We start from the raw sequence: 25865 nt of genomic DNA on the forward strand, positions 1-25865 counted from the left end.
GGGCTGACGCCCTAGCTCACCCGGGTCGCGCCGGCGAAGGGCATCTCGTCGATCGGGGCGATCCGCACCGGGGCGCCGGGGCGGGGGGCGTGGATCATCTGGCCGCCGCCGATGTAGAGACCGACATGGCTGATCCCCGAGTAGAAGAAGACCAGGTCACCGGGGGCGAGCTGGGAGCGGGAGACCCGCTGCCCGGCGTTGATCTGGGTGTACGTGGTGCGCGGAAGGGAGACGCCGGCCGCGCGCCAGGCCGCCTGGGTCAGCCCCGAGCAGTCGTACGCGGACGGGCCCGTCGCGCCCCACACATACGGCTTGCCGAGCTGGGAGCGGGCGAAGGAGATCGCCTCGGCGGCCCGGTTGTTCGGGGCGGTCACCGGGGTGCGATCGCCCCCCGAGGAGCGGTCGGCGCGCGAGGGGGTCGAGACGCCGGTCCCGCCGCTCTCTCCGGACGTGTCCGTGCCGCTCGTACCGCCGGTGCCGCCCGACCCGCTGTTCCCCTGGGAGCCGGTGCCGTTCCGGGCCGCGACGGCGGCGTCGTACCGGGCGCGTTCCTCCGCGGTCAGCCGGGCGAGCAGGGTCCGCGCCGCCTCCAGCTTGCCGAGGACGGCCGTCTTCTGCCGCCGCAGCTCCGTCTCGTGCCCGCGCAGCGCGGCGAGGCTGCTCGCCGACTCGGCGCGCAGCTGCCGGATCGCGCCCAGCTCGCGCCGTACGGCGGTCACGGCCGCCGCCTGCCGGTTCCCGGCCTTCTCCGCGAGCGCGGCCCGCTCCAGGTACTCGTCGGGGTCGGAGGTGAGGGCGAGCTGTACGGCGGGGTCGAGGCCGCCCGAGCGGTACTGCGCGGCGGCCATGGCCCCGAGCCCGTCCCGTGCGGTGTTGAGCCGCTCGGTCCTGCGGGCGGCCTCGTCGCGCAGCCGGTCGAACGCCTCGCGCGCCTCGTCGGCCCGCTCCTTCGCCCCGTTGTACTTCTCCGTCGCGACCTCGGCCTCCTCGTAGAGGCGGTCGACCTTCGCCTTGACCTGGGCGGTGGTGAGCCGGGGGTCCGCGTGCCCGGAGCCCTCGAAGAGCGTCGCGGTCGCCGCGGAGGCGAGGGCGAGCGTGGCGGCGGTGCGGACCGCCTGACCACCGAGGGGGGACTGCCTGGGTTTTCGGTGCGCTGCCACGAGGGCGGGTCACATCCTCTGCCTGCGGGGGGACGGTGCCCGCCGGGCCGACGGCGGTCCGCACAGGGGAGACGGACCGCCGCCGGGTTTTCCTGGCGGGGATGACCGGCAGCCGCCGGGCGACCGGCGGTGGTGGGAGCCGGCCACCTGCTGGAGGACGCTAAACCTCGGGGTCACGCCCCGGCAGTGAGTTGACCGCTACTGGCGGCAGTTGTCGCACATGGACCGATCTCTTTCGCCCGGGACGACGATCCGGGGGACATTGCGGAGGACGACCGACCGAAGCGACGGAGGCGGTGGCCCCGCCCGCAGAGCGGTGCTAGGGGCCCGGTTAGGCTCCGCCCCATGGACGTACTCATCAATGTCTTCGTCGCCCTGCACATCATCGGCATCGCCTCCCTGCTGGGCGGATTCCTCACCCAGATGAAGGCGATGGGCGCCGGTACGGCCCGCTTCACCCCGGCCATGCTGCACGGCGCGCTGACCATGCTGATCACGGGCGTCGCGCTCGTCGGCCTCAACCAGGCCGACGACCAGACCGTGAACAACATCAAGATCGGCATCAAGCTGGCCGTGCTCGTCGTCGTCCTCGGTCTCGTCTACGTCAAGCGCGACGAGGAGACGGTCGACAAGGGCCTCTTCGCCGCCGTCGGCGGTCTGACCACGGCGAACATCTTCATCGCGACCCTCTGGGTGTGACCCGTTCCGCAGGCGGGTGACGAAGGCGGCTCCCCAAGGCGGACCCGGATGTCGGTGGGGCGTCCTAGACTCGTGAGGCGATGAGCAGCCTCTTTGACGACAGCTTCCTGGCCGGCCTCCAGAACCACTCCTCGGGGGAGGCCCCGCCCCCGCCCGAGGACCACGAGCACGGCGCCCCGGCCCCGGAGGAGGTCCCGCACGACCTCTTCGGGGAGCACTTCGACGCGCCCCCGCCCCGGGACGCGTACTACCGCGACGGCGCCGCGCGGCCCGTCGTGGACCCCGCCGCGCTCCTGGACGGGCTGAACGACGAGCAGCGCGCCGCGGTCGTGCACACCGACACCCCGCTGCTCATCGTCGCCGGCGCCGGCTCCGGCAAGACCCGGGTGCTCACCCACCGCATCGCCCACCTCCTGGGCACGCGGCACGTCCACCCCGGCCAGATACTGGCGATCACCTTCACCAACAAGGCCGCCGGCGAGATGAAGGAGCGCGTCGAGCAGCTCGTCGGACCGCGCGCCAACGCCATGTGGGTCATGACCTTCCACAGCGCGTGCGTCCGCATCCTGCGCCGCGAGTCGAAGCGGCTCGGCTTCACCTCCTCCTTCTCGATCTACGACGCCGCCGACTCCAAGCGGCTGATGTCGCTGGTCTGCCGTGATCTGGACCTCGACCCGAAGAAGTTCCCGCCGAAGTCGTTCAGCGCCAAGATCTCGAACCTCAAGAACGAGCTGATCGACGAGGAGTCCTTCGCCGACCAGGCCGTCGACGGCTTCGAGAAGACGCTCGCCGAGGCGTACCGGATGTACCAGGCGCGGCTGCGCGAGGCCAACGCCCTGGACTTCGACGACATCATCATGACGACGGTCCACCTGCTCCAGGCGTTCCCCGACGTCGCCGAGCACTACCGCCGCCGCTTCCGCCACGTCCTCGTCGACGAGTACCAGGACACCAACCACGCCCAGTACACCCTCGTACGGGAGCTCGTCGGCACCGGCTACGAGGACCTCGGCCCGGCCGAGCTGTGCGTCGTCGGCGACGCCGACCAGTCGATCTACGCCTTCCGCGGCGCGACCATCCGCAACATCCTCCAGTTCGAGGAGGACTACCCGGACGCGACGACGATCCTGCTGGAGCAGAACTACCGCTCCACCCAGACGATCCTCTCCGCCGCCAACGCCGTCATCGAGCGCAACGAGTCCCGCCGTCCCAAGAACCTCTGGACGAACGCGGGCGCGGGCGCGCAGATCACCGGCTACGTCGCCGACACCGAGCACGACGAGGCCCAGTTCGTCGCCGACGAGATCGACCGGCTCACGGACACCGGCGAGGCCAAGGCCGGCGACGTCGCCGTCTTCTACCGGACCAACGCCCAGTCCCGTGTCTTCGAAGAGATCTTCATCCGCGTCGGACTGCCCTACAAGGTCGTCGGCGGCGTGCGCTTCTACGAGCGCAAGGAGGTCCGGGACGTCCTCGCGTACCTCCGCGTCCTCGCCAACCCCGAGGACAACGTCCCGCTGCGCCGCATCCTCAACGTCCCCAAGCGGGGCATCGGCGAGCGCGCCGAGGCGATGATCGACGCCCTCGGCCTGCGGGAGAAGATCACCTTCCCGCAGGCGCTCAAGCGGGTCGACGAGGCGTACGGCATGGCCGCGCGCTCCGCGAACGCCGTGAAGCGCTTCAACGCGCTGATGGACGAGCTGCGTACGGTCGTCGAGTCCGGCGCGGGCCCCGCCGTCGTCCTGGAGGCCGTCCTGGAGCGGACGGGCTACCTGGCCGAGCTCCAGGCCTCCACCGACCCGCAGGACGAGACCCGGATCGAGAACCTCCAGGAACTCGCCGCCGTCGCCCTCGAATTCGAGCAGGAGCGCGGCGAGGAGCCCGCGACCCTCGCGGAGTTCCTGGAGAAGGTCGCCCTCGTCGCCGACTCCGACCAGATCCCGGACGAGGACGAGGAAGGCCGGGGCGTCATCACCCTGATGACGCTGCACACCGCCAAGGGCCTCGAGTTCCCGGTGGTGTTCCTCACCGGCATGGAGGACGGCGTCTTCCCGCACATGCGCGCCCTCGGGCAGGCGAAGGAGCTGGAGGAGGAGCGGCGCCTCGCGTACGTCGGCATCACGCGTGCCCGCGAGCGGCTCTACCTCACCCGCTCGTCGATGCGCAGCGCCTGGGGCCAGCCCTCGTACAACCCGGCCTCGCGCTTCCTCGAGGAGATCCCGCCCGCGTACCTGGAGTGGAAGCGGACCGGTCCGATGGCGAAGCCCGCCGGGCCGACCTCGGGCATCACCTCCTCGCTCTCCTCGTCCCGCGCGCGCTCCGGCCCCTCGGGCTTCGCCACCAGGCGCGCCGGTGAGAAGCCGGTGATCTCCCTGCAGATCGGCGACCGCGTGACGCACGACCAGTTCGGTCTGGGCACGGTGACGGCGGTGACGGGGGTCGGCGCGGACGCCCAGGCGACGATCGACTTCGGTGACGAGAAGCCGAAGCGGCTGCTCCTGCGGTACGCGCCGGTCGAGAAGCTGTAGGGGGCGTCCCCCTGGGGGGTGTCTTGCCGATCAGGCCGGGCTCGCCAAGACACCCCCTGGACCCGACGAGAGCGGGGCCCCGGCTGTGGCCGGGGCCCCGCTCTCGTACGGGGGAAGGTCAGCTGGTCGGGTCGAGACCGTGGCTGCGCAGCCAGGCCAGCGGGTCGATGGCGTAACCGCCGCCCGGGCGGACCTCGAAGTGGAGGTGCGGGCCGGTGGAGTTGCCGGTGTCGCCGGAGTACGCGATGACGTCGCCGGCCTTCACGTGACCGGAGCGGATCTTGGCGCTGCTGAGGTGGCAGTACCAGGTCTCGGTGCCGTCGGGGGCGGTCACGATCACCATGTTGCCGTAGGCGCTGTTCAGCTGGGTGCGGACGGTGCCGTCCGTGGCGGCCATCACGGGCGTGCCGGTCTGCACGGGGAAGTCGATGCCGGTGTGCACGGACATCCAGTTGACGCCGGACTGGCCGAAGCGCGCGCTGAGCCGGTGCAGCTCCACCGGCAGCACGAACTTGGGGCGCAGCGCCTCCTTGCGGGCCGCTTCCTTCTCGCGCTTCTTCTTCTCGGCGTCCTGGCGGATCCGGAGGTCGATGCGCTCCTGGGTGCGGCTCGCGCGGTCGCCGAAGTCGCGGGCGTCCTCGCTGAGCGCGGCGAGCTGGGTGTCCAGCGCGTTGTTGGCGGCGACCTGCTTGACGGAGCCGGGGTCGGCCGCGGCGAGGCTGGTGGTGTCGTCCTTCTTGCCGGCGTCGGTGGTGGTGCCGGTGAGGCCGCTGACGGAGGCGGCGGCGATGCCGGCGACGCCCATGACGCAGGCGGAGGGCACGGCGACGGTCAGCAGGGCGGACCGCTTGGCGGGGGTACGGCGCCGGCCGCGGCTGCCGCCGGAGGAGCGACGCACGGGGCGGGCGGCGAGCGGGGACTCCGTACGGAGCTCGTCGGCGGGCTCGTCGTCGGAGGGGGCGTCGGGGAGTTCCTCGGCGACGTCCTCGGTGTACGTGTACGCGGCCTCGGTATCGGCGGCGTCGGCCTCGACGGCGTCCGTGTCCGTGTCCGCCGCCGGCTCCGGGTCGAAGTCGAACGCGAACTCGGCGGTGTGCTCGATCTGCGGGCTGTACTGCTGGGGGACGACCGGCTCGGCCTCCGCGACAGCCTGGTTCCAGGCGGTCGCGTCGTAGGTGCCGGTCTCGGTGGCGAAGGCGGGGGCCGCCCACTGGCCGGTGGCGTCGTAGGACTCGTACCCGAACGTTCCCTGCGCGGCGTACGCGCCGGAGTGGACGGTCTCGTACTGGCCGGTCTGCTGGGCCTCGGTCCAGGCGGAGGCGTCCCACTGGCCGGTGGTGTCGTACGAGGGGGCGGCGTCGTACGGGGTGGTGGTGTCGTACGACGTGGCGGAGGCGTACTGCGTCGCCTGGTCGTACGGCGTTCCCTGGTCGTACTGCGGGGTGGCGCCGGCGTACGGGTCGATGTTCTGCCACTGGCCCGTGGTGTCCCACTGGCCCGTCGTGTCGTACTGCTGCTGCCCGGCGGTGGCGTACTGCTGTCCGCCGGTGTCGTACTGCCCTGTCGTGTCGTACTGACCGGTCATCCCGTACTGGCCGAACTCCCACTGGCCGCTGTGGTCGGCCTGGCCGGCGGCGTAGGCGCCGAACAGCGGGTCGACGGCGAAGCTGCCAGTGGCGTGGGTGCCGTCTCCGACGTACCCGGCGTGGGGGTGCTGGTCGTTCACCAACGTCTCTCTCGCCTCGGCAGCAGGACCAGTCCGGGGCGGGCCCGACGAGGGGTGTCCCGGGGGAAAGCAGTGGCGCGACTGTACCCGGCGGTATACGCAACCGACAATCTTCGGAGGGGTTTGCAGCCGTAGGAAACGGGCAATCGGCTGTGTTTCGCCAGCTCGCGGAGAGAGCTTTGGCCTTGTGTTCGAGAAACGTTCGAAGAACAGGGGGTGGTGCGCCGTCAGGCGACGGAGGCGGCGCCCGGATCCCCGTCCCGAGCCTCCTCTGCGAGCGGCCCGCCGGCGTCCAGGGCCTCCAGGACGCCGGCGACCACGGTCGGGTGGACGGGCAGCGCGAGATGGCCGATGCCGCTGACGCGCACGTTGTGCGCGAGGAGGTCGGGGTGGTCGAGCCGCGCGGTCTCCACCGGCACCATCACCTGGTCGAGATCGCTCCAGAAACTCACGAACCGGGTCCGGCAGCCGGGCGCCGGACCGGCCAGTTCCCGCAGCACCTCCGAGCCGGGGCGCATCTGCCGCACCAGCGGATGCGCGTCCGCGAGGGGGGCCACGGTGGTGCCGGAGTGCGGGGTGCCGAGCATGACCAGGGTGCGCACCCGGGTGTCACCGCCGAGACGCTGTACGTAATAACGGGCGACGAGCCCGCCCAGGCTGTGCCCGACGATGTCGACCTCGGCGTGTCCCGTACGCGCGCGGATCTCCTCCACCCGGCGCCCGAGCAGTTCGGCGGCGCTCCGCAGGTCACAGGTGAGCGGCGAGTAGTTGAGCGACTCGACGCAGTCGCGGCCGCCGTGCCGGGTGAGGGTGCGGCGCAGGAGGACGAACACGGAGCGGTTGTCGACGAAGCCGTGCAGGAGGACGACCGGGCGCGTACCCGGAGTGATCGTCGCGGAGGGGGCGAGGGGATCGCCGGGGTCGGTGCGATCAGCGGGGGAGGGGCGCTCGGCCGTGATTCCGGACGGGTAGAGGACGAGATGCCCGGTGAGGATCGCGAGCTCCAAGGCAGTGGCCTTCATCAGGGCGGTGACCTTGGAGAGCTCCATCGCCGACCTCCCGAGCGGCACGCGGGGCCGGGTGGTGCAGAGGCGCGCCGTACCTCCGCGCCGCACGGACGGCGGCACGGGGATACGGCGACCTCGTCGCGGCTCCCTTGCGACCGGCCCCCGCTTGCGGCTGGTGGGCCCAGGAGGAGGGCCCGAAAGCGGGGAACGGCGCAGAGCGAACATGTCCCACGTGTGATTTCCCCCTCGCTCGCCACCGCGAAACGGCCGCTTGCGGGATGCTGGCGATAACGTTCGTTCACCTCCCCGGCAATCAGGCGCGGGGGTCGCATGTGGAGGCAGTGATGGGTGTGACCGGTCCGATCCGCGTGGTGGTGGCCAAGCCGGGTCTCGACGGCCACGATCGCGGGGCCAAGGTGATCGCGCGGGCTCTGCGCGATGCCGGTATGGAGGTCATCTACACCGGTCTCCACCAGACGCCCGAGCAGATCGTCGACACCGCGATCCAGGAGGATGCCGACGCCATCGGTCTCTCCATCCTCTCGGGCGCGCACAACACGCTGTTCGTGAAGGTGCTGGAGCTTCTGAAGGAGCGCGACGCGGAGGACATCAAGGTCTTCGGCGGCGGCATCATCCCCGACGGGGACATCGCTCCGCTGAAGGAGAAGGGTGTGGCGGAGATCTTCACTCCGGGCGCGACGACCGCGTCCATCGTCGACTGGGTGAACGCGAACGTCCGCGTGGCGGTCTGATCCGCTTCCCGCACGTCGCTTGCCAGGGCCCTCCCTCCGGGGAGGGCCCTTCGCCGTATCGCGGCCCGTCTTCAGAGCGGGGCGATGCCGGGTGCCAAGTGCCCGGTGCCGGTGCCGGTGTCGGTGTCGGTGCCGGTGCCGGTGCACGGTGTCGGGTGCCGGTTTCAGGTGTCGGTTTCAGGTGTCGGTTCCGACGAGTTCGGCGCGCATGGCCGCTCGCAGCCGGAGCGTGGAGACCAGCCGCTGGAACGCCTCGGCCCAGTAGCCGCCCGCGCCCGGGGACGTGTCCGGTTCCTCGTCGGGCAGGGCCGTCAGCGGGTCGAGGCGCGCCGCGGCCTCCGGGGCGAGGCAGCGCTCCGCGAGGCCCATCACCCCGCTGAAGCTCCACGGGTAACTGCCCGCGTCCCGCGCGCTGTCGAGGGCGTCGATCACCGCGGCGCCCAGGGGCTCGGCCCACGGGACGGCGCAGACGCCGAGCAGCTGGAACGCCTCCGACAGGCCGTGCGCCGCGACGAAGTCGGCGACCCAGCGCGCCCGCTCGTCCGCCGGGACCGTCGCCAGGAGCTGGGCGCGCTCGGCCAGCGACGAGGTGCCGGGGCCCGTCGCCGGCGGGGTCGCGGGGGCGCCGAGCAACGCGCGCGACCAGGCCGCGTCCCGCTGCCGTACGGCCGCCCGGCACCAGGCGGCGTGCAGCTCGTCCTGCCAGTCGTCGGCGACCGGCAGCGCCACGATCTCCTCCGGAGCCCGTCCGCCGAACCTGGCCTGCCAGCACGAGAGCGGTGCGGCCTCCACGAGCTGGCCCAGCCACCAGGAACGCTCGCCCCGCCCCGTCGGCGGGGTCGGCGCGAGCCCGTCCCGCTGCATCGCCGCGTCGCACTCGTGCGGCGCCTCGACGGAGATCGTGGGCGACTCCGCCGTCCGGTCGAGGCCGACGCAGGTGGCGGCCCGCCCCGCCATGCGACCCGCGAGCGCCGAGGCCGGCAGGGCGGAGAGCAGCTCGGCGGCGGTGGCGCGGACGTTACGGCTGCGGTCGCCGAGGGCCGCCTCCAGGAACTCCTCGTCCGCGTCGGACAGCCCGGTCCGCAGCGAGTCGAGGAACATCAGCCGGTCCTCCGCCCGCTCGGCGGACCAGGTGGACGTGAGGAGCGCGAGACCGGCGGCCGGGTCCTCGGTCCGTACGGCGGCGAGCAGCGCGATCCGCTCGGCGAACAGGCCCTCGTCCCACAGGGTCCTGACGCCCTCGGTGTCATCGAGGCCCGGGAGCCGCCCGCCCGCGCCCGCCCCGCGCAGGGCGAACCGCCACTCGGGGTTGAGCCCCGCCAGCCACAGACCGCGCGGCCCGGCCAGCCGGAGGGCCAGGGGCCGCAGATCGGTACGGGCCCTGGCCGCGTCGAGCAGGGCGGGCAGGGTGGCGGGCGGCGCCTTGTACCCGCGCTCGTTGGCGAGGGCCAGCCACTGGGGGAGCAGTTCGGTGAGGTCGGGAGCGGCCCCGCGCCTTCCTGCGGGTGAGGGCGCGGCCCGTCCGGCGAGGAGCTGGTCGAGCCGTCTCCGGGCCGCCTCGGGCAGCGGCCGGCGCGGGTCCTCCGGTGCGGGCGCGGGCGGTGGCGCGGCGGGCCCGGGGCGCAGCCCGGCACGGCGCCGCACGGTGTGCAGCGCGGCGGTGTCGAGCAGCGCGGCGGCCCTGTCCGGTCGAGCCCCGTCCGGTCCAGCCCCGTCCGGTCCAGCCCCGTCCGGGCGTCCTGCCTTGTCCGCATCCGGCACGTGCGTGCTCGCTGCCCTGGCGGGCCCCGTGGGCGCTCGCCGGTCCGTGCCGAGCAGCGCGGAGGTGACGAGCTCCTCCCAGATGCGGGCGCCGTCGTCACCGTGGGAGGAGGTGCCGGGTCCGGCATCGGGGCCTGTGGAGTACGGGGTGGGGGTCGTCGCGCGCGTGGTCATCGGGAGCCTCCGTGCGGTCGGGGGAGGTGGCGGGCCGTCATATGAGGGGGACCGTCTCGGTCGGGGCCTCCGGCGACCAGGCGGCGAGGGGCGTGAAGCCCCGGTGGCCGCACTCTCCGAAGACGGTTACGGGCGCGCCGCCGGACAGGGCGACGAGCCGCCAGAGCCCGGGCCGGTTCTGGGCGGCGGGCGTCAGCGGCAGGGCCTCGCGGCCGTCCGCGTCGGCGAGCTGCCAGCCGTACTCCGCCCGTGCCGGTACGACCTGGCTCAGCGTCACGGGCCAGGAGTCCAGCCACGGGTCCTCGCTCAGCACCCGTCCGTACGCGTCGAGGGCCTCGCCCACCGACCCGCCCGGCGGCGGGGATACGCGGCCGTCGACCGGGACGAAGTGCTCGCCCGGCTCCGCGCGCAGCCGGCCGGCGCCCGCGTACGGCGTGAGTTCGCCGTCGAGGAGCGCGCCCACGGGAAGCGCCAGGCCGGGGGGTCTGCCGGCCGCGCCGAAGGAGAGGACGAGCGCCGTGCGGCCGCTCGTGGCGCCGTACAGCCAGACGCGCCGGGTGGTCAGCCGGGCGTCGGCCGTGTCGTACTGCGCGAGGACGAGCCAGTGGTCGCGCACCGGGACGCCGTCGGCCGGGGCGGTGAGGCCGACCCGGGTCCGTACGGTCGCGGCGAGGGCCGGGGGCAGCAGGTCGGCGGTGAGCCAGGCGCGGTCGAGGAGGTGCGTCAGCGCGCACTCCTCCAGGAGGCGCACGGGCCAGCCGGGCCCCGAGCCGGGGATCGCGCCCAGCTCCCGGACCCGGCCCGCGAGCCCCGGTGCCTGGGCGTCGACCATGCGGGCCGCGGTCTCCTCCCACAGGCCGTACCCGGCCTGCTCGGCCGCCGCCAGGCCGCCGCGCATCAGGTCGGCGAGCCGCTGCTCAAGCTCGAGCGCGCCCGCGGTGATCCGTGCCGCTCTGCGCTCGGCCCTGCGCCGCGCGGCCTCGGGGTCCGCCGTGGCCCCGGAGGCCCCGGAGGCCCCGGGGGCTCCGGGGCCTCCGGGGGCTCCGGGGGCTCCGGGGCCGGCAGGCCGGGCCGGGCTCCCGGCCTCTTCCCGCCGTTTCGCGAGCCACGGTCCCGCCCACTCCGGCGGGGTGCCGTCCGTGACCGCCGTCCCGTCGGACGCCTGGAGCAGCAGGAGTCCCAGCGCGTGCTTGCACGGGAACTTCCGGCTGGGGCAAGCGCAGGCGTACGCCGGCCCCGTGGTGTCGACGACCGTCTCGTACGACCGACCGCCGCCGCCCCTGCACCGCCCCCAGACGGCCCCCTCGCCCCGGCCCGTGTCCGACCACGGCCCGGCCGCGCCCAGCGCGCTCCCCGCTTGGCGTGAGGCGTCGTCAGGAGCCAGTGCCAGCACCTGTTCGACCGTCCAGCGCACCCCCATGGCATTCATGTCACCGACCGTAGACGCCGCCACTGACAACGCCCGGACCGTTCGCTCGGCGGACCGGTCGATCCGGAGAACGGACGGTAGGCGACTGGCCGGAACCCCCCGGGTGACCGAAAAAGCAACTTGACTTTACTCTTCCTTTACGGTTCTCTGCGCGGGACCGAAGATCCGCACACCTGTCCAGGGGAACCCCGTCATGAAGCGCACCGTCCGTACCGCCGTCTCGGCCCTGGCCGTCGCAGGGCTCGCCCTCGGCCTCGGCGCCTGCTCGGAGGCGGCCGAGAAGGCCGCCGACCAGGTCGACAAGACCATCTCCGAGTCCTACGAGGTCACGTACGAGGTCAGCGGCAAGGGCGTCGACTCCATCGACTACAACGCCGGTGACGGCACCGCCATGGCGCCGAAGGTCGAGACGGAGAAGAAGCCGGCCCTGCCGTGGAAGAAGACGGTCAAGCTGCAGGGCATCATGCCGCCGGCGGTCATGCCGATCTCGCTCGACCCGGCCGACCTCACCTGCAAGGTCATCTACCAGGGCAAGGTCATCAAGGAGGCCAAGGGCGAGCAGGCGATGGCGGGCGGCTGCGTCGCCGTCTCCCCGATCGTGGGCTGACCCACTCTCACCTCCCGCCCCTCGCGGCGCCCTTGACCAGCGGTGACGGCCGACTGTCAGTGGCATGGTGCACGGTGGATCGCACAACAGGTCGAGCGATCTGGAGGGGGATCCATGACCGTGCCCGAAACTGCCGCGCAGCCCGGTTCCGGTGTCGAGACGGACACCGGACCGGGCCTGCCCCAGGCCGCCGCGCCGACCGCCGCGCCGGCCACACCGGAGGCCGCAGCGAAGGCAGCAGCGGACGACGCCGCGGAGGCCGCCGCGGGCGCCCTGAGGCCGCACGCCGAGCACGCCTTCGCCGCCGAACTCACCGCACTCGCCGCCGCCGACGACCGGCCGCGGCCCGCCCGCTGGCGCCTCTCGCCCTGGGCCGTCGCCACCTATCTCCTCGGCGGCACGCTCCCCGACGGGACGGTGATCACGCCCAAGTACGTGGGACCGCGCCGCATCGTCGAGGTCGCCGTCACCACACTCGCCACCGACCGGGCGCTCCTGCTGCTCGGCGTGCCCGGCACCGCGAAGACCTGGGTGTCCGAGCACCTCGCCGCCGCCGTCAGCGGCGACTCGACCCTCCTCGTCCAGGGCACCGCGGGCACGCCCGAGGAGGCCGTCCGGTACGGCTGGAACTACGCGCGGCTCCTCGCCGAAGGCCCCAGCCGCGACGCCCTCGTGCCGAGTCCGGTGATGCGGGCGATGGCCTTGGGCATGACCGCCCGGGTCGAGGAGCTCACCCGTATGCCCGCCGACGTGCAGGACGCGCTCATCACGATCCTGTCCGAGAAGACCCTGCCGGTCCCCGAGCTGGGCCAGGAGGTGCAGGCCGTCCCCGGCTTCAACCTCATCGCCACCGCCAACGACCGCGACCGGGGCGTCAACGAACTCTCCAGCGCGCTGCGCCGCCGCTTCAACACGGTGGTGCTGCCGCTGCCCGCGACCCCCGAGGCCGAGGTCGACATCGTCGCGCGGCGCGTCGACCAGATCGGACGCTCCCTCGCCCTGCCGTCCGTACCGGAGGGCGCGGAGGAGATCCGGCGGGTCGTCACCGTCTTCCGCGAGCTGCGGGACGGGGTCACCGGCGACGGGCGGACGAAGGTCAAGTCCCCCTCGGGGACGCTCTCCACGGCCGAGGCGATCTCCGTCGTCACGGGCGGCCTCGCGCTCGCCGCCCACTTCGGCGACGGCGTCCTGCGCCCCGGGGACATCGCCGCCGGCATCCTCGGCGCGGTCGTCCGCGACCCGGCGGCCGACCGGGTCGTCTGGCAGGAGTACCTGGAGACGGTGGTCAGGGAGCGGGACGGCTGGAAGGACTTCTACCGCGCCTGCCGCGAGGTGAGCGCATGACACCCACCACCACGGTCCCGGGCCCGTCCCACGCGCCGGGCCCCGCCCCCGCCAGGGGCGCGGCGCCGGCCGTCGGGGGTGGGCGGAGCGGATGGCCCCTGGTGCTCGGGGTGCGGCACCACGGTCCCGGGTCGGCGCGGGCGGTGCGGGCCGCGCTGGAGGCGGAGAAGCCCGCCGCCGTGCTCGTCGAGGGGCCCGCCGAGGCCGACGCCCTCGTGGCGCTCGCCGGGGACGAGGCCATGCGGCCCCCCGTCGCCCTGCTGGCCCACGCCGTGGACGACCCGGGGCGGGCCGCGTTCTGGCCGATGGCCGAGTTCTCGCCCGAGTGGGTCGCGATCCGCTGGGCCCTCGACCGCGGCGCCGCCGTCCGGTTCATCGACCTGCCCGCCGCCCACACCCTCGCCGCCGCCGACCCCATCCGGTCCGACGGCGAGGAGACGGGGGGCGAGGACGCCGGCAGTGGCGGGCTCCGGATCGACCCGCTCGCCGAACTCGCCAGGGCCGCCGGACACGAGGACCCCGAGCGCTGGTGGGAGGACGCCGTCGAACTGCGCGACGACGCCGACCCCATCGCCCCCTTCGAGGCCCTCGCCGAGGCCATGGGGGCCCTGCGCGAGGTGTACGGGCACGGCGGCCACCCCCGCGACCTCGTCCGCGAGGCGTACATGCGGCTCCAGCTGCGCGCCGCCCGCAAGGAGTTCGGTGACGAGGTCGCCGTCGTCTGCGGCGCCTGGCACGTCCCCGCCCTCGTCCGGAAGACCACCGTCGCCGCCGACCGCGCCCTCCTCAAGGGCCTGCCCAAGGTGAGGACCGAGCTGACCTGGGTCCCCTGGACCCACCGCAGGCTCGCCCGCCGCTCCGGTTACGGCGCGGGCATCGACGCGCCCGGCTGGTACGGCCACCTCTTCGCCGCCCCCGACCGGTCGGTCGAGCGCTGGATGGCCAAGGTCGCCGGACTCCTCAGAGCGGAGGACCATCCCGTCTCCACCGCCCACGTCATCGAGGCGGTCCGCCTCGCGGAGAGCCTCGCCGCCCTGCGCGGCCGGCCGTTCCCCGGGCTCGGCGAGACGACGGACGCCGTCCGCGCCGTCCTGTGCGAGGGCTCCGACGTGCCGCTCGACCTCGTCCGCGACCGGCTCGTCGTCGGCGACGTCCTCGGCGAGGTCCCCGCCGGCGCCCCGGCCGTACCGCTCCAGCGCGACCTGAGTCGCCTCCAGCGTTCCCTGCGGCTCAAGCCCGAGGCGCTGGAGCGGGCGCTCGACCTCGATCTCCGCAAGGAGACGGACGGCGCCCGCAGCCGGCTGCTGCACCGGCTGCGGCTGCTCGGCGTCGACTGGGGCGCACCGGCCGCCGGACGGGCCGGCACCGGTACCTTCCGGGAGGCCTGGCGGCTGCGCTGGGAGCCCGAGCTGCACGTCCAGGTGGCCGAGGCCGGCGTCTGGGGCACCACCGTCGAGTCCGCCGCCACCGCCAAGGCCGAGTCACGGGCCAGGGCCGCGACCGCCCTCGCCGACATCACCGCCCTCGCCGAGCAGTGCCTCCTCGCCGGACTCGCCGACGCGCTGCCCGTCGTGATGCGCGCCCTCGCCGACCGGGCCGCGCTCGACACCGACGTCGCCCACCTCGCCCAGGCCCTCCCGGCCCTGGCCCGCTCCCTGCGCTACGGCGACGTCCGCGCCACCGACACGACGGCGCTCGCCGAGGTCGCCGCCGGGCTCGCCGAGCGGATCTGCGTCGGCCTGCCGCCCGCCTGCGCCGGACTCGACGCCGACGCCGCCGCAGCCATGCGCGAGCGGATCGACGAGGTCCACCAGGCGATCGGCCTGCTGCCGGACGCGGCGGCCCTGGCCGACCGCTGGGCGGGCGTCCTGCACCGGCTCGCCACCCGCGACCGGACGCCCGGCATCCTGCGCGGCCGGGCCGCCCGGCTCCTCCTCGACGAGGGACGGCTCGCCGAGGGCGAGGCCGCGCCGCTCATGAGCCGCGCCCTCTCGCCCGGCACCCCGCCGCAGGACGCCGCCGCCTGGATCGACGGCTTCGTCGGCGGGGCCTCCGGCGGCGGTCTGCTCCTCGTCCACGACGAGCGGCTGCTCGGCCTCGTCGACGCCTGGCTCACCTCCGTACCGGCCGGGGCGTTCACCGACGTCCTGCCGCTGCTGCGCCGTACGTTCTCCGGGTACGAGCCGGGCGTCCGCCGCACCCTCGGCGAACTCGTCGCCCGCGGCCCGGAGCGCGGCGGGCCGGGGCGCGCGACGCCCGGAGGCGTACCCGGCTTCGCCACCGGCCTCGACCGGGAACGGGCGGACGGCGTCCTGCCCCTGCTCCATCTCATCCTCGGTACGGAGGCCCGCACGTGAGCCCGCACATGGACAGCACTGCCGCCGCCGGCGCTCACGTCACGGCGGACGACGAGCGGCTGCGCCGCTGGCGCCTGGTCCTCGGCGGCGGGGACGCCGACGGCACCGGACACGCGCTCACCGGCACCGACGCCGCCATGGACGGCGCCCTCACCGCGCTCTACGGCAGCCGGAACCGAGGCCAGGACCGGGGCGACGGCCGGGGACGGGACCGCTCGGGCGGGCTCGGCGGATCCGCGCCCTCCGTCGCCCGCTGGCTCGGCGACATCCGCACGTACTTCCCCAGCTCCGTCGTCCAGGTGATGCAGCGCGACGCGATCGACCGCCTCGGCCTCGCCACGCTCCTCCTGGAGCCGGAGATGCTGGAGGCCGTCGAGGCCGACGTCCACCTCGTCGGCACCCTGCTCTCCCTCGGCAAGGCCATGCCGGAGACGACCAGGGAGACCGCGCGGGCCGTCGTACGCAAGGTCGTCGACGACCTGGAGAAGCGACTCGCCACCCGCACGAGGGCCGCGCTCACCGGTGCGCTCGACCGTTCGGCCCGGATCAGCCGCCCCCGGCACCGGGACATCGACTGGGACCGGACGATCCGCGCCAACCTCAAGAACTACCTGCCCGAATACCGCACCGTCGTCCCGGAGCGGCTCGTCGGCCACGGCCGCTCCTCGCAGGCGGTACGGAAGGAGGTCGTCCTCTGCATCGACCAGTCCGGCTCCATGGCGGCCTCCGTCGTCCACGCCTCCGTCTTCGGCGCGGTCCTCGCCTCCATGCGGTCGATCGCCACCCGGCTCGTCGTCTTCGACACGTCCGTCGTCGATCTGACCGACCGCATCGACGACCCGGTCGACGTCCTCTTCGGCACGCAGCTGGGCGGCGGCACCGACATCAACCGTGCCCTCGCCTACTGCCAGGCGAGGATCACCCGCCCCGCCGACACCGTGGTCGTGCTCATCAGCGACCTGTACGAGGGGGGCATCCGCGACGAGATGCTGAAGCGGGTCGCCGCGATGAAGGCCTCCGGCGTCCAGTTCGTGGCGCTGCTCGCCCTCTCCGACGAGGGCGCCCCCGCCTACGACCGCGACCACGCGGCGGCGCTCGCCGCGCTCGGCGTCCCGGCCTTCGCCTGCACCCCCGACCTGTTCCCGGAGGTCATGGCCGCCGCCCTGGAGAAGCGCCCGCTCCCGATACCCACCGACTGAGCGGGGCCGGCCCGGGGCTCGCACGGGAGAGCGGGCCGTCCCTCCGGCAGGTGCGGAATCCGTCGCCGAGGGACCACCCGCACGGGTGCTCCAGGGTGATTGAGGCCCATATCACATCGGGTTCGAGGAGGCCCTCACCCCGATCCCCGGCGCGTCGTGAGGGGCCGGGAGTCCAGTCCCCGCCTGCCGTGAGCCGCGCGCACCCCCTCCCCGAACCCCCTACGGACCGCCCCGTGGCCCCTACACCCTGTGACCCGTATCACCGCTCCGGGGGTAGCTGCGATTTAGGGACCTACGTCCCTCGGGGATAACCTGCGAGACGGACATGCCGCGTCCACGGACACCGTGTACGCCTCCCTTGTGACAGAGCAGTCACGTTGCCCTCCGCGGCACGCCCACGCAGAAAACGAACCGCGATCATCAGAAAAGGGACGGACGCGCGTGGACCTGTTCGAGTACCAGGCGAGGGACCTCTTCGCCAAGCACGGTGTACCGGTGCTGGCCGGTGAAGTCATCGACACGCCTGAGGCGGCGCGCGAGGCCACCGAGCGTCTTGGCGGCAAGTCGGTCGTCAAGGCGCAGGTGAAGGTCGGTGGCCGCGGCAAGGCCGGCGGCGTCAAGCTGGCCGCGAATCCGGACGAGGCCGTCGCCCGCGCGACGGACATCCTCGGGATGGACATCAAGGGCCACACGGTCCACAAGGTGATGATCGCCGAGCTGTCCCCGGAGATCGAGGCGGAGTACTACGTCTCGTACCTCCTCGACCGCACCAACCGCACCTTCCTGGCCATGGCCTCGGTGCAGGGCGGCATGGACATCGAGGAGGTCGCGGAGAAGACCCCCGAGGCCCTCGCGAAGGTCCCGGTCAACGCCGTCGAAGGCGTGGACATCGTCAAGGCCCGCGAGATCGTGGCCCAGGCGAAGTTCCCGGCCGACGTGGCCGAGGGTGTCGCCGAGGCCATGGTGACCCTGTGGGACACCTTCGTCGCCGAGGACGCGCTCCTCGTCGAGGTCAACCCGCTGGTGAAGACCAAGGACGGCCGCATTCTGGCGCTGGACGGCAAGGTGTCTCTCGACGAGAACGCCGACTTCCGTCAGCCCGAGCACGAGGCGCTCGAGGACAAGGCCGCAGCCAACCCGCTCGAGGCTGCCGCCAAGGCCAAGAACCTCAACTACGTCAAGCTCGAGGGCGAGGTCGGCATCATCGGTAACGGTGCCGGTCTGGTCATGTCGACCCTGGACGTCGTCGCGTACGCCGGTGAGAACCACGGCGGCGTGAAGCCGGCCAACTTCCTCGACATCGGTGGCGGCGCCTCCGCCGAGGTCATGGCGAACGGCCTGGAGATCATCCTGGGCGACCCGGACGTCAAGTCCGTGTTCGTCAACGTCTTCGGTGGCATCACCGCCTGTGACGAGGTCGCCAACGGCATCGTCCAGGCGCTGGAGCTCCTCGCCTCCAAGGGCGAAGAGGTCACCAAGCCGCTGGTCGTGCGCCTCGACGGCAACAACGCGGAGCTGGGTCGCAAGATCCTGTCGGACGCGAACCACCCGCTCGTGCAGCGTGTGGACACCATGGACGGCGCGGCCGACAAGGCCGCCGAGCTCGCGGCTGCGAAGTAAGGGACGAGGTCAGAACACCATGGCTATCTTCCTGACCAAGGACAGCAAGGTCATCGTCCAGGGCATGACCGGTGCCACGGGCATGAAGCACACCAAGCTCATGCTGGCCGACGGCACCAACATCGTCGGTGGCGTGAACCCGCGCAAGGCCGGCACGTCCGTCGACTTCGACGGCACCGAGGTCCCGGTCTTCGGCTCCGTCGCCGAGGCGATGAAGGAGACCGGCGCCAACGTCTCCGTCCTCTTCGTCCCGCCGGCCTTCGCGAAGGCCGCCGTGGTCGAGGCGATCGACGCCGAGATCCCGCTGGCCGTCGTCATCACCGAGGGCATCGCCGTCCACGACTCCGCCGCCTTCTGGGCGTACGCGCAGGCGAAGGGCAACAAGACCCGCATCATCGGCCCGAACTGCCCCGGTCTCATCACCCCGGGCCAGTCCAACGCCGGCATCATCCCGGGCGACATCACGAAGCCGGGCCGCATCGGCCTGGTCTCGAAGTCCGGCACGCTGACGTACCAGATGATGTACGAGCTCCGTGACATCGGCTTCTCGTCGGCCGTCGGCATCGGTGGCGACCCGGTCATCGGCACCACGCACATCGACGCCCTCGCGGCGTTCGAGGCGGACCCCGACACCGACCTGATCGTCATGATCGGTGAGATCGGCGGCGACGCCGAGGAGCGTGCGGCCGACTTCATCAAGGCCAACGTCACCAAGCCGGTCGTCGGCTACGTCGCGGGCTTCACCGCGCCCGAGGGCAAGACCATGGGCCACGCCGGCGCCATCGTCTCCGGCTCCTCCGGCACGGCCCAGGCGAAGAAGGAGGCCCTGGAGGCCGCGGGCGTCAAGGTCGGCAAGACCCCGACCGAGACGGCCAAGCTGGCGCGCGCCATCCTCGCGGGCTGACACCAGCAGTAAGCAGCACGCAGTACGCGAGTGGGCCCCGCCCTCCCGGGAAACCGGGCGGGGGCGGGGCCCACTCGCGTACGTACGATCCCGTCTCCGCCTACTCGGCCGACGGGATCAGCCGCTCAGGGCCCGGGTTCGGCTCGTGGCGGAGCTTCTCGCGGAGTTCGACGTCCTCCGGGCCGAGCTTCTGCGGGCCGCCGCGCACCGGCACACCGTTGACGGTCTCGCCGGGGACCTCCACGGGCAGGTAGCGCGTCGGCGCGGTCGCCGCCGTGAAGGCCGTCACGCAGATCAGGACCGCCGTCGCGCCCAGCACCCTCCGCGTCCACTTGCGGGTCCGCCGCTCGCTGCCCGTCCGGACCGCGCGTGCCGCCGGAAGGGTCGCCGTCGGCGCCTCGGAGACCAGTGAGTGGAGCCGCTGGTGCAGGGCCTCCGGTTCGGCGAGCTCGGGGATCCGCGTCCCGATGACCGTGCGGGCGTGCAGCAGCCGGTTGGCGGCGGCGGGGGTGCTCGCCTCGGTCTCGGCGGCCGTGTCCGGCAGGTCGAGGCCGAGTCCGTCGTAGAGCAGGACGGTACGGCGGTACGGCGGCGGCAGTTCGAGCAGCGCGGCGAGCAGCGCCCGGCGGTTCGCATCGGTCGGCGGCGAGTCGGGGTGCTTGTGGGCGCGCCGCAGCCGGTGCCAGGGGGAGAGGGCGTACTCGTACGCCGCCGCCCGCACCCAGCCCACCGGGTCCGCGTCGACGGCGACCTCGGGCCAGTGCTCCCAGGCGTGGTGGAAGGCGTACTCGACGGACTCGCGGGAGAGCCGGCGGCGCCCGGTGAGCAGATAGGTCTGGTGGACGAGGCCGGGCGCGGCGTACCCGTACAGCGCGTCGAAGGCCTCCGCGGGGGTGAGACCCGGCTCGGCGGCGGGCAGCGCGGGCTTTGCCGCGGGTGCGGGTTCCGGGGCCACGGCCCGGTCGGCGGGATCGGCCGTTCCGGCCCTCGGGGCGACGGTCGCCTCCACCTCCACCTCCACCTCCGCTTCCACCTCCGCCTCCGCCGGTTTCAGGCGTTCCTGAGGCTTCGGGGCGCCTTTGCGGGCGGCGCCGGGGGCGATCCTCGGAGCCGGTGAGGGGGCCTTGGGCGGCTTGGCCGCCCGCTTGACCGCGGCCTTGGGCCGGACGTTGGCGGAGGCCGAGCCGGCGGAGGCCGAGATGGCGGAGGTCGAGCCGACGGAGATCGAGCCGGCGGAGGCGGGGATCGGGGCCGACTGCGCCGCCGGGTCCGGGGCCGGGGCGGACGTGGTCGCGGACGTGGTCGCGGGCGCGGGAGCGGGCGCGGGAGCGGGCGCGGGAGCGGGCGTGGTGGGCTCCGGCGTGCCGGTGGCCGCGTCGGCGCTCCCGTACGAGCCGAGCAGCCTCGCGTACGCCTCGCGCTTGCGGCCGCGCGGCGCCGAGCGCCCGGTCTCCCAGGCCTTGACGGTGGCCTTCGTGACGCCCATGGCCTCGGCGACCTGCTCCTCGCTCAGGGCGAGGGCCTCACGCAACCTGCGCCGCTCCTTCGGTGTCGGCAGGGTGACGGAGGATGCGGAATCTGTGGTGCTCCGGCTCATCGGCGTCGACCTCCCGCAGAGCTGCTATGGGCGGAAAAGTACATAAACGTATCTTGAGCGACACAGCGGAGGTTTGCCTGTTACGCGGCTTAAGCGCGTGTCGTTGGCAGCATGGCCCCGTGACCCATTCGACCGAGTACCCCCTGGTCCAGGGCGGCCGTTCCGCCGCCCTCGCCACCGCCTGCGTCCGTGGCGGCGTCGCCGCCGGGCTCGGTCTCGGCGCCCTCGCCGTCCTGGTGACCGCGGCCTGGATCAGCTCGCCGTACCCCGACAGCGGCCCCGGCGACGCCCTGCACGTCGCCGCCGGGCTCTGGCTCCTCGCCCACGGCGTGGACCTGATCCGTACGGACACCCTGTCCGGCCTGCCCGCGCCCCTCGGCGTCGCACCGATGCTCCTCGCCGCCCTGCCCGTCTGGCTCGTCCACCGGGCCGCCCGCGACACCTTCGACCCGGGGGACGACAGCGACCGGCAGCGCCCCTCCGCGAGCGGCGCCGTCGCCGCGGTGGCCGGTGGATACCTGCTGGTCGCGGCCGTCGTCGTGGTCTACAGCGAGAGCGGCCCGCTGCCCGCCGACCTGATCACCGCCGGGCTCTGGCTGCCCGCCGTCGTCGCCGGCGCGGCGGGGGCGGGTGTCTGGACGGCGCTCGGCCGCCCGGTGCCCGGGCAGCGACAGGCGGCGGCCGCCCTGCGCGCCGTCGGGCTCGGACTCGTGACGCTGTGCGGCGGCGGCGCGGTGCTCGCGGCGGTCTCGCTGGCCTGGCACGCCGACGGGGCGCAGACCGCCTTCGCCGGCCTCGCGGGGGAGTGGTCGGGGCGGGTCGCGGTCCTGCTCCTCGTCCTGGCGCTGCTGCCGAACATGGCCGTGTGGGGAGCGGCGTACGGACTCGGGCCGGGCTTCACCCTCGGCACGGGCGCGCTCGCGACCCCGCTGGGCCTCGTCGGCGACCCGGCGGTGCCGCCCTTCCCGCTCCTGGCGGCGCTGCCCGCCGAAGGGCGCGGCACGTGGGTGCACTGGGCGGCCGCGGCGGTCCCGCTGGCCGCGACCCTGGTCCAGGGCCGGTGCGTGGGCCGCATGGCGCGGGGCTGGCCGGCCCGCGACGCCGCTCTGACGGCGCTGGCGGCCGCCTGGGGATGCGGGGCGGCCGTCGCCGTCCTCGCGGCCGCGGCGGGCGGTCCGCTCGGCTCGGGACGGCTGTCCGCCTTCGGCCCCGTGTGGTGGCAGGCGGGCGCCGCGACGGTGCTGTGGGGTGCCTGCGTCGGGGTGCCGACGGCGCTGGGGGTACGGGCCTGGGGGCGCCGAGCTCTCCGCCCGAAGCCCCTGCCGCTTCCCGTACCGGCACCGGCGCCCGCGACCGTACCGGCGTCGGCCGGAACGGGGGCGGCGCTCGGGGCGCCCTTCAGCGTGGAGGCCCTCTCGGGCACGGCTCAGGGCACGGTTCCGGACGGCCGGGCGCCGAAGGCCGCCGGGACCGAACCCGGCTCCCCGGCCGCCACCACGACCCCGGCGACTCAGGCTCAGGCCAAGGCTTCCACGGAGGCTTCCACACCGGCCTCCACACCGACCACCAAGACCACGCCGACCACCCCGGCTCCCGCCCCGATGCCCACCCAGGCCTCCACCCCGGCCCTGGAACTGGGTCTGGACGACGACCCGGGCTACGAGCCGTACGACTACCTCCCGGCGGCCTGGGAGTCCCAGCCGCCGGGCTCGCCCTAGGGCGGATCAGAGTCGGACAGGCCCTAAGGGGCTACTCCCGGACCCCGAAGCCCGCGCGCAGCGGCTTCGGCAGGAGGTCGTTGCAGGCGAGCTGGCCCGCGTGGGTCAGGGCGTCGTCGCGGCACTCGTAGAAGTCCCGGTAGACGAGCTGCATGGTGAAGCCGACCGCGACGATCATCAGGGACACGGTCGCCGCCACCACACCACTGATCGCGGCCGTCCGCATCGAGCGGACCGGCGCCGTGGCGGGAGCGGAGCCCGAGGCGGCACCGGCGCCGGACGCGCCCGTGTCCGAGGGCTCCGCCCCCGACCGCTCCGGCTGTGACGTCGGCGACACCTCGCCCTCCTGCTTCGGCTTCGTCCGCAGGGAGCTGATGCCCCAGTAGAGCGCGAGGGCGCCGAGCAGCAGCGCCAGCTCCGGGATGTCGAAGATGGCGAAGAAGAAGGCCCACATGCCCGCGAGGATCGCGTACCGCGCCCGTCGCTGCGCGGGGTCCGTCGGGTCCCAGCGCATGCCCTGGCCGCGCCCGGGACCGCCCGGCCCCGGGCCGCCGTCCGGGCCACCCCGGCGGTCGGCACCGCGGCCGAAGCCGTCCGTCGAACGGCCGGGCTGGCGCGGGCTCCAGCGGCCGTCGGCCGGTCCGGAGGAGCCGGACGAGCCGTTCGGTTCCGATCCCGAAGCGTCCGGCGACGCCGGGGAGTCGGAGGCGTCGTCGTCCCCGCCCTCCGGTCGCCGCGGCTGCCACGGCTGATCCGGCCGGCCCTCGGGCGGCGGCGCGAACGGGTTGTTGTCGTTCGTGGACTGGCGCTCCGGCATCTGCTGGACGTCTTCCCTCTGTCGTCGCGACCACGGCCGCACCCGCGGTCTCCGCTGCTGTCTCGTCTGCTGTTCGTCTGGCGTCGGACCCTGACGCTACCGCCCTGCTCCGCCCCCGTCCCGTGGGGGCCGTCCGGTGTGCCGGTATCGTTGCTGACGGTCGAGCCATTCGTAGGGTTCCCCGTATCGAGCGACACGATTCGTTCGTACGACCGTACAAACACCACGGAAAGAGTGACCCAGTGGCTGCCGCCCGCCTCGTCGTCCTGGTCTCCGGTTCCGGTACCAACCTGCAGGCCCTCCTCGACGCCATCGCCGCCGACCCCGAGGGGTACGGGGCGGAGGTCGTCGCCGTCGGCGCGGACCGCGACGACATCGTCGGTCTCGAGCGCGCCGAGCGCGCCGGGCTGCCCACCTACGTCTGCCGCGTCAAGGACCACGCCACCCGCGAGGAGTGGGACCGCGCCCTGACCGAGGCCACCGCCGCCCACGAGCCGGACCTCGTCGTCTCGGCCGGGTTCATGAAGATCGTCGGCAAGGAGTTCCTCGCCCGCTTCGGCGGCCGGGTCGTCAACACCCACCCGGCGCTGCTGCCCAGTTTTCCCGGTGCTCACGGAGTGCGCGACGCCCTCGCGTACGGCGCGAAGGTCACCGGGTGCACCGTCCACTTCGTCGACGACGGTGTCGACACCGGCCCGATCATCGCCCAGGGCGTGGTCGAGGTGCGGGACGAGGACGATGAAGCCGCTCTGCACGAGCGCATCAAGGAAGTCGAGCGCTCGCTGCTCGTCGACGTCGTGGGGCGCCTCGCCCGGCACGGCTATCGCATTGAGGGACGAAAGGTTCATGTCGGTGAACACGGACACCGTTAAGCCCATCCGCCGCGCGCTGGTCAGCGTCTACGACAAGACGGGTCTGGAGGAGCTGGCCCGCGGTCTGCACGAGGCCGGTGTCGAGCTCGTCTCCACCGGCTCCACGGCCGGGAAGATCGCCGCCGCCGGTGTGCCGGTCACCAAGGTCGAGGAGCTGACCGGCTTCCCCGAGTGCCTGGACGGCCGCGTCAAGACCCTGCACCCGCGCGTGCACGCCGGCATCCTCGCCGACCTGCGCCTGGAGTCGCACCGCGCGCAGCTCGCCGAGCTGGGCGTGGAGCCCTTCGACCTGGTCGTCGTGAACCTCTACCCGTTCCGCGAGACGGTCGCCTCCGGCGCCACCCCGGACGAGTGCGTCGAGCAGATCGACATCGGCGGCCCGTCGATGGTCCGCGCCGCGGCGAAGAACCACCCGTCCGTGGCCATCGTCACGAGCCCGGAGCGGTACGCCGACGTGCTCGCCGCGGTCGCGGTCGGCGGCTTCGACCTGACCGCCCGCAAGCGCCTCGCCGGCGAGGCCTTCCAGCACACCGCCGCGTACGACGTGGCCGTGGCCGGCTGGTTCGCCGACGACTACGCCGCCGCCGACGACTCGGGCTTCCCCGACTTCCTGGGCGCCACGTACGCGCGCAAGAACGTCCTGCGCTACGGCGAGAACCCGCACCAGGGCGCGGCGCTCTACGTCGACGGCACGGGCGGCCTCGCCGAGGCCGAGCAGCTGCACGGCAAGGAGATGTCCTACAACAACTTCACGGACACCGACGCCGCGCGCCGGGCCGCGTACGACCACACCGAGCCCTGCGTCGCGATCATCAAGCACGCCAACCCGTGCGGCATCGCGATCGGCGCGGACGTCGCCGAGGCCCACCGCAAGGCGCACGCCTGTGACCCGCTGTCGGCGTTCGGCGGCGTCATCGCCGTCAACCGCCCGGTCTCCGTCGCGATGGCCGAGCAGGTCGCCGAGATCTTCACCGAGGTCATCGTGGCCCCGGCGTACGAGGACGGCGCGGTCGAGGTCCTGGCCAAGAAGAAGAACATCCGCGTGCTCCGCGCCGACGGCGCCCCGGCCAACCCGGTCGAGGTCAAGCCGATCGACGGCGGCGCGCTCCTCCAGGTCACCGACCGCCTCCAGGCCGAGGGCGACGACCCGGCGAACTGGACCCTGGCGACGGGCGACGCCCTGTCCGCCGAGGAGCTGGCCGAGCTCGCGTTCGCCTGGAAGGCGTGCCGCGCGGTCAAGTCCAACGCGATCCTGCTCTCCCGTGACGGCGCCTCGGTCGGCGTCGGCATGGGCCAGGTCAACCGCGTCGACTCGGCGAAGCTGGCCGTCGAGCGGGCGGGCGAGGAGCGGGCGCGCGGCGCGTACGCCGCCTCGGACGCCTTCTTCCCCTTCCCCGACGGCCTGGAGATCCTGACGGCCGCCGGCGTGAAGGCGGTCGTGCAGCCCGGCGGCTCGGTCCGTGACGAGCAGGTCGTCGAGGCCGCGCAGAAGGCGGGCGTGACCATGTACTTCACCGGTACGCGCCACTTCTTCCACTGACACCTGCTCCGGCAGAGCCCTGGTGGGGGCGTACGGGCCGTTCGGTCCGTACGC

General features: G+C 73.7%; 19 protein-coding genes. 12 read left to right on the forward strand and 7 right to left on the reverse strand.

Features of this window, described 5'->3' with window-relative positions; genetic code table 11:
• Window positions 1-11 precede the first annotated feature (11 nt).
• Window positions 12-1160, reverse strand: a complete 1149-nt coding sequence (locus OG580_RS22010; protein ID WP_267045380.1) for an NlpC/P60 family protein — start codon at window positions 1158-1160, stop codon at window positions 12-14.
• Window positions 1161-1505: 345 nt separating this feature from the next.
• Between OG580_RS22010 and OG580_RS22015 the strand changes: the two genes are divergently transcribed.
• Entirely contained in the window at window positions 1506-1859 is a 354-nt protein-coding gene (locus OG580_RS22015) for a hypothetical protein (protein ID WP_267045381.1), read from the forward strand.
• An 80-nt stretch (window positions 1860-1939) separates the two neighbouring features.
• Entirely contained in the window at window positions 1940-4387 is a 2448-nt protein-coding gene (pcrA, locus tag OG580_RS22020) for a DNA helicase PcrA (protein WP_267045382.1), read from the forward strand.
• A gap of 118 nt (window positions 4388-4505) precedes the next feature.
• Here the strand turns inward: pcrA and OG580_RS22025 are convergent, their stop codons facing one another.
• Complete coding sequence (locus tag OG580_RS22025; protein ID WP_267045383.1) at window positions 4506-6113, reverse strand: M23 family metallopeptidase; 1608 nt, start codon at window positions 6111-6113, stop codon at window positions 4506-4508.
• Between the two features lie 227 nt (window positions 6114-6340).
• Entirely contained in the window at window positions 6341-7162 is an 822-nt protein-coding gene (locus OG580_RS22030; protein ID WP_267045384.1) for a triacylglycerol lipase, read from the reverse strand.
• Window positions 7163-7464: 302 nt separating this feature from the next.
• On the opposite strand from OG580_RS22030, the gene OG580_RS22035 reads away from it, so the two are divergent.
• Window positions 7465-7872 carry a cobalamin B12-binding domain-containing protein gene (locus OG580_RS22035; protein WP_267048076.1) on the forward strand — a complete coding sequence of 136 codons (408 nt, stop codon included), beginning with the start codon at window positions 7465-7467 and terminating at the stop codon, window positions 7870-7872.
• Between the two features lie 177 nt (window positions 7873-8049).
• Here the strand turns inward: OG580_RS22035 and OG580_RS22040 are convergent, their stop codons facing one another.
• A complete protein-coding gene (locus tag OG580_RS22040) occupies window positions 8050-9807 on the reverse strand; it encodes a DUF5691 domain-containing protein (RefSeq protein WP_267045385.1) in 1758 nt (585 codons plus the stop codon).
• Between the two features lie 37 nt (window positions 9808-9844).
• Entirely contained in the window at window positions 9845-11236 is a 1392-nt protein-coding gene (locus OG580_RS22045; protein ID WP_267045386.1) for an SWIM zinc finger family protein, read from the reverse strand.
• Between the two features lie 193 nt (window positions 11237-11429).
• On the opposite strand from OG580_RS22045, the gene OG580_RS22050 reads away from it, so the two are divergent.
• From OG580_RS22050 to sucD, 6 genes are all read left to right on the forward strand, one after another.
• Complete coding sequence (locus tag OG580_RS22050) at window positions 11430-11843, forward strand: hypothetical protein (protein ID WP_267045387.1); 414 nt, start codon at window positions 11430-11432, stop codon at window positions 11841-11843.
• A gap of 114 nt (window positions 11844-11957) precedes the next feature.
• Window positions 11958-13187: an AAA family ATPase gene (locus OG580_RS22055; RefSeq protein WP_267045388.1), complete on the forward strand. Its 1230-nt coding sequence runs from the start codon at window positions 11958-11960 to the stop codon at window positions 13185-13187.
• The gene (locus OG580_RS22060) at window positions 13184-15544 is read left to right on the forward strand and encodes a DUF5682 family protein (RefSeq protein ID WP_267045389.1); all 2361 of its coding nucleotides are present in this window, start codon (window positions 13184-13186) and stop codon (window positions 15542-15544) included. The genes OG580_RS22055 and OG580_RS22060 overlap by 4 nt, the downstream gene beginning before the upstream one ends.
• A gap of 8 nt (window positions 15545-15552) precedes the next feature.
• On the forward strand, window positions 15553-16743 hold the full coding sequence (locus OG580_RS22065; protein ID WP_267045390.1) for a VWA domain-containing protein: 1191 nt from the start codon (window positions 15553-15555) through the stop codon (window positions 16741-16743).
• 441 nt (window positions 16744-17184) lie between these two features.
• Window positions 17185-18363: an ADP-forming succinate--CoA ligase subunit beta gene (sucC, locus tag OG580_RS22070; RefSeq protein WP_267045391.1), complete on the forward strand. Its 1179-nt coding sequence runs from the start codon at window positions 17185-17187 to the stop codon at window positions 18361-18363.
• A 19-nt stretch (window positions 18364-18382) separates the two neighbouring features.
• Complete coding sequence (gene sucD / locus OG580_RS22075; RefSeq protein WP_266895617.1) at window positions 18383-19267, forward strand: succinate--CoA ligase subunit alpha; 885 nt, start codon at window positions 18383-18385, stop codon at window positions 19265-19267.
• A gap of 100 nt (window positions 19268-19367) precedes the next feature.
• Here sucD and OG580_RS22080 read toward each other — a convergent pair whose 3' ends face one another.
• A complete protein-coding gene (locus tag OG580_RS22080) occupies window positions 19368-20864 on the reverse strand; it encodes a transcriptional regulator (protein WP_267045392.1) in 1497 nt (498 codons plus the stop codon).
• Window positions 20865-20983: 119 nt separating this feature from the next.
• Here OG580_RS22080 and OG580_RS22085 point away from each other — a divergent pair, with 119 nt between their 5' ends.
• Entirely contained in the window at window positions 20984-22582 is a 1599-nt protein-coding gene (locus OG580_RS22085) for a DUF6350 family protein (RefSeq protein WP_267045393.1), read from the forward strand.
• Between the two features lie 31 nt (window positions 22583-22613).
• Here OG580_RS22085 and OG580_RS22090 read toward each other — a convergent pair whose 3' ends face one another.
• Window positions 22614-23399 (reverse strand): hypothetical protein, encoded by a 786-nt coding sequence (locus tag OG580_RS22090; protein ID WP_267045394.1) that lies wholly within the window; start codon window positions 23397-23399, stop codon window positions 22614-22616.
• A 242-nt stretch (window positions 23400-23641) separates the two neighbouring features.
• Here OG580_RS22090 and purN point away from each other — a divergent pair, with 242 nt between their 5' ends.
• Window positions 23642-24271: a phosphoribosylglycinamide formyltransferase gene (gene purN / locus OG580_RS22095; protein WP_267045395.1), complete on the forward strand. Its 630-nt coding sequence runs from the start codon at window positions 23642-23644 to the stop codon at window positions 24269-24271.
• Window positions 24246-25811: a bifunctional phosphoribosylaminoimidazolecarboxamide formyltransferase/IMP cyclohydrolase gene (gene purH, locus OG580_RS22100; RefSeq protein WP_267045396.1), complete on the forward strand. Its 1566-nt coding sequence runs from the start codon at window positions 24246-24248 to the stop codon at window positions 25809-25811. Before purN ends, purH begins: the two co-directional genes overlap by 26 nt.
• Window positions 25812-25865: the final 54 nt, after the last annotated feature.

Source organism: Streptomyces sp. NBC_00094 (assembly GCF_026343125.1).
In the GTDB taxonomy this organism is placed as follows: domain Bacteria; phylum Actinomycetota; class Actinomycetes; order Streptomycetales; family Streptomycetaceae; genus Streptomyces.

Bases quoted from the DNA above. Each gene is read 5' to 3' on its own strand.
- sucD (WP_266895617.1), top strand. From the start codon at position 18,383: ATGGCTATCTTCCTGACCAAGGACAGCAAGGTCATCGTCCAGGGCATG.
- OG580_RS22045 (WP_267045386.1), bottom strand. From the start codon at position 11,236: ATGAATGCCATGGGGGTGCGCTGGACGGTCGAACAGGTGCTGGCACTG.
- OG580_RS22090 (WP_267045394.1), bottom strand. From the start codon at position 23,399: ATGCCGGAGCGCCAGTCCACGAACGACAACAACCCGTTCGCGCCGCCG.
- pcrA (WP_267045382.1), top strand. From the start codon at position 1,940: ATGAGCAGCCTCTTTGACGACAGCTTCCTGGCCGGCCTCCAGAACCAC.
- OG580_RS22030 (WP_267045384.1), bottom strand. From the start codon at position 7,162: ATGGAGCTCTCCAAGGTCACCGCCCTGATGAAGGCCACTGCCTTGGAG.
- OG580_RS22015 (WP_267045381.1), top strand. From the start codon at position 1,506: ATGGACGTACTCATCAATGTCTTCGTCGCCCTGCACATCATCGGCATC.
- purH (WP_267045396.1), top strand. From the start codon at position 24,246: ATGTCGGTGAACACGGACACCGTTAAGCCCATCCGCCGCGCGCTGGTC.
- OG580_RS22060 (WP_267045389.1), top strand. From the start codon at position 13,184: ATGACACCCACCACCACGGTCCCGGGCCCGTCCCACGCGCCGGGCCCC.
- OG580_RS22040 (WP_267045385.1), bottom strand. From the start codon at position 9,807: ATGACCACGCGCGCGACGACCCCCACCCCGTACTCCACAGGCCCCGAT.
- OG580_RS22080 (WP_267045392.1), bottom strand. From the start codon at position 20,864: ATGAGCCGGAGCACCACAGATTCCGCATCCTCCGTCACCCTGCCGACA.
- OG580_RS22035 (WP_267048076.1), top strand. From the start codon at position 7,465: ATGGGTGTGACCGGTCCGATCCGCGTGGTGGTGGCCAAGCCGGGTCTC.
- OG580_RS22055 (WP_267045388.1), top strand. From the start codon at position 11,958: ATGACCGTGCCCGAAACTGCCGCGCAGCCCGGTTCCGGTGTCGAGACG.
- OG580_RS22065 (WP_267045390.1), top strand. From the start codon at position 15,553: ATGGACAGCACTGCCGCCGCCGGCGCTCACGTCACGGCGGACGACGAG.
- OG580_RS22050 (WP_267045387.1), top strand. From the start codon at position 11,430: ATGAAGCGCACCGTCCGTACCGCCGTCTCGGCCCTGGCCGTCGCAGGG.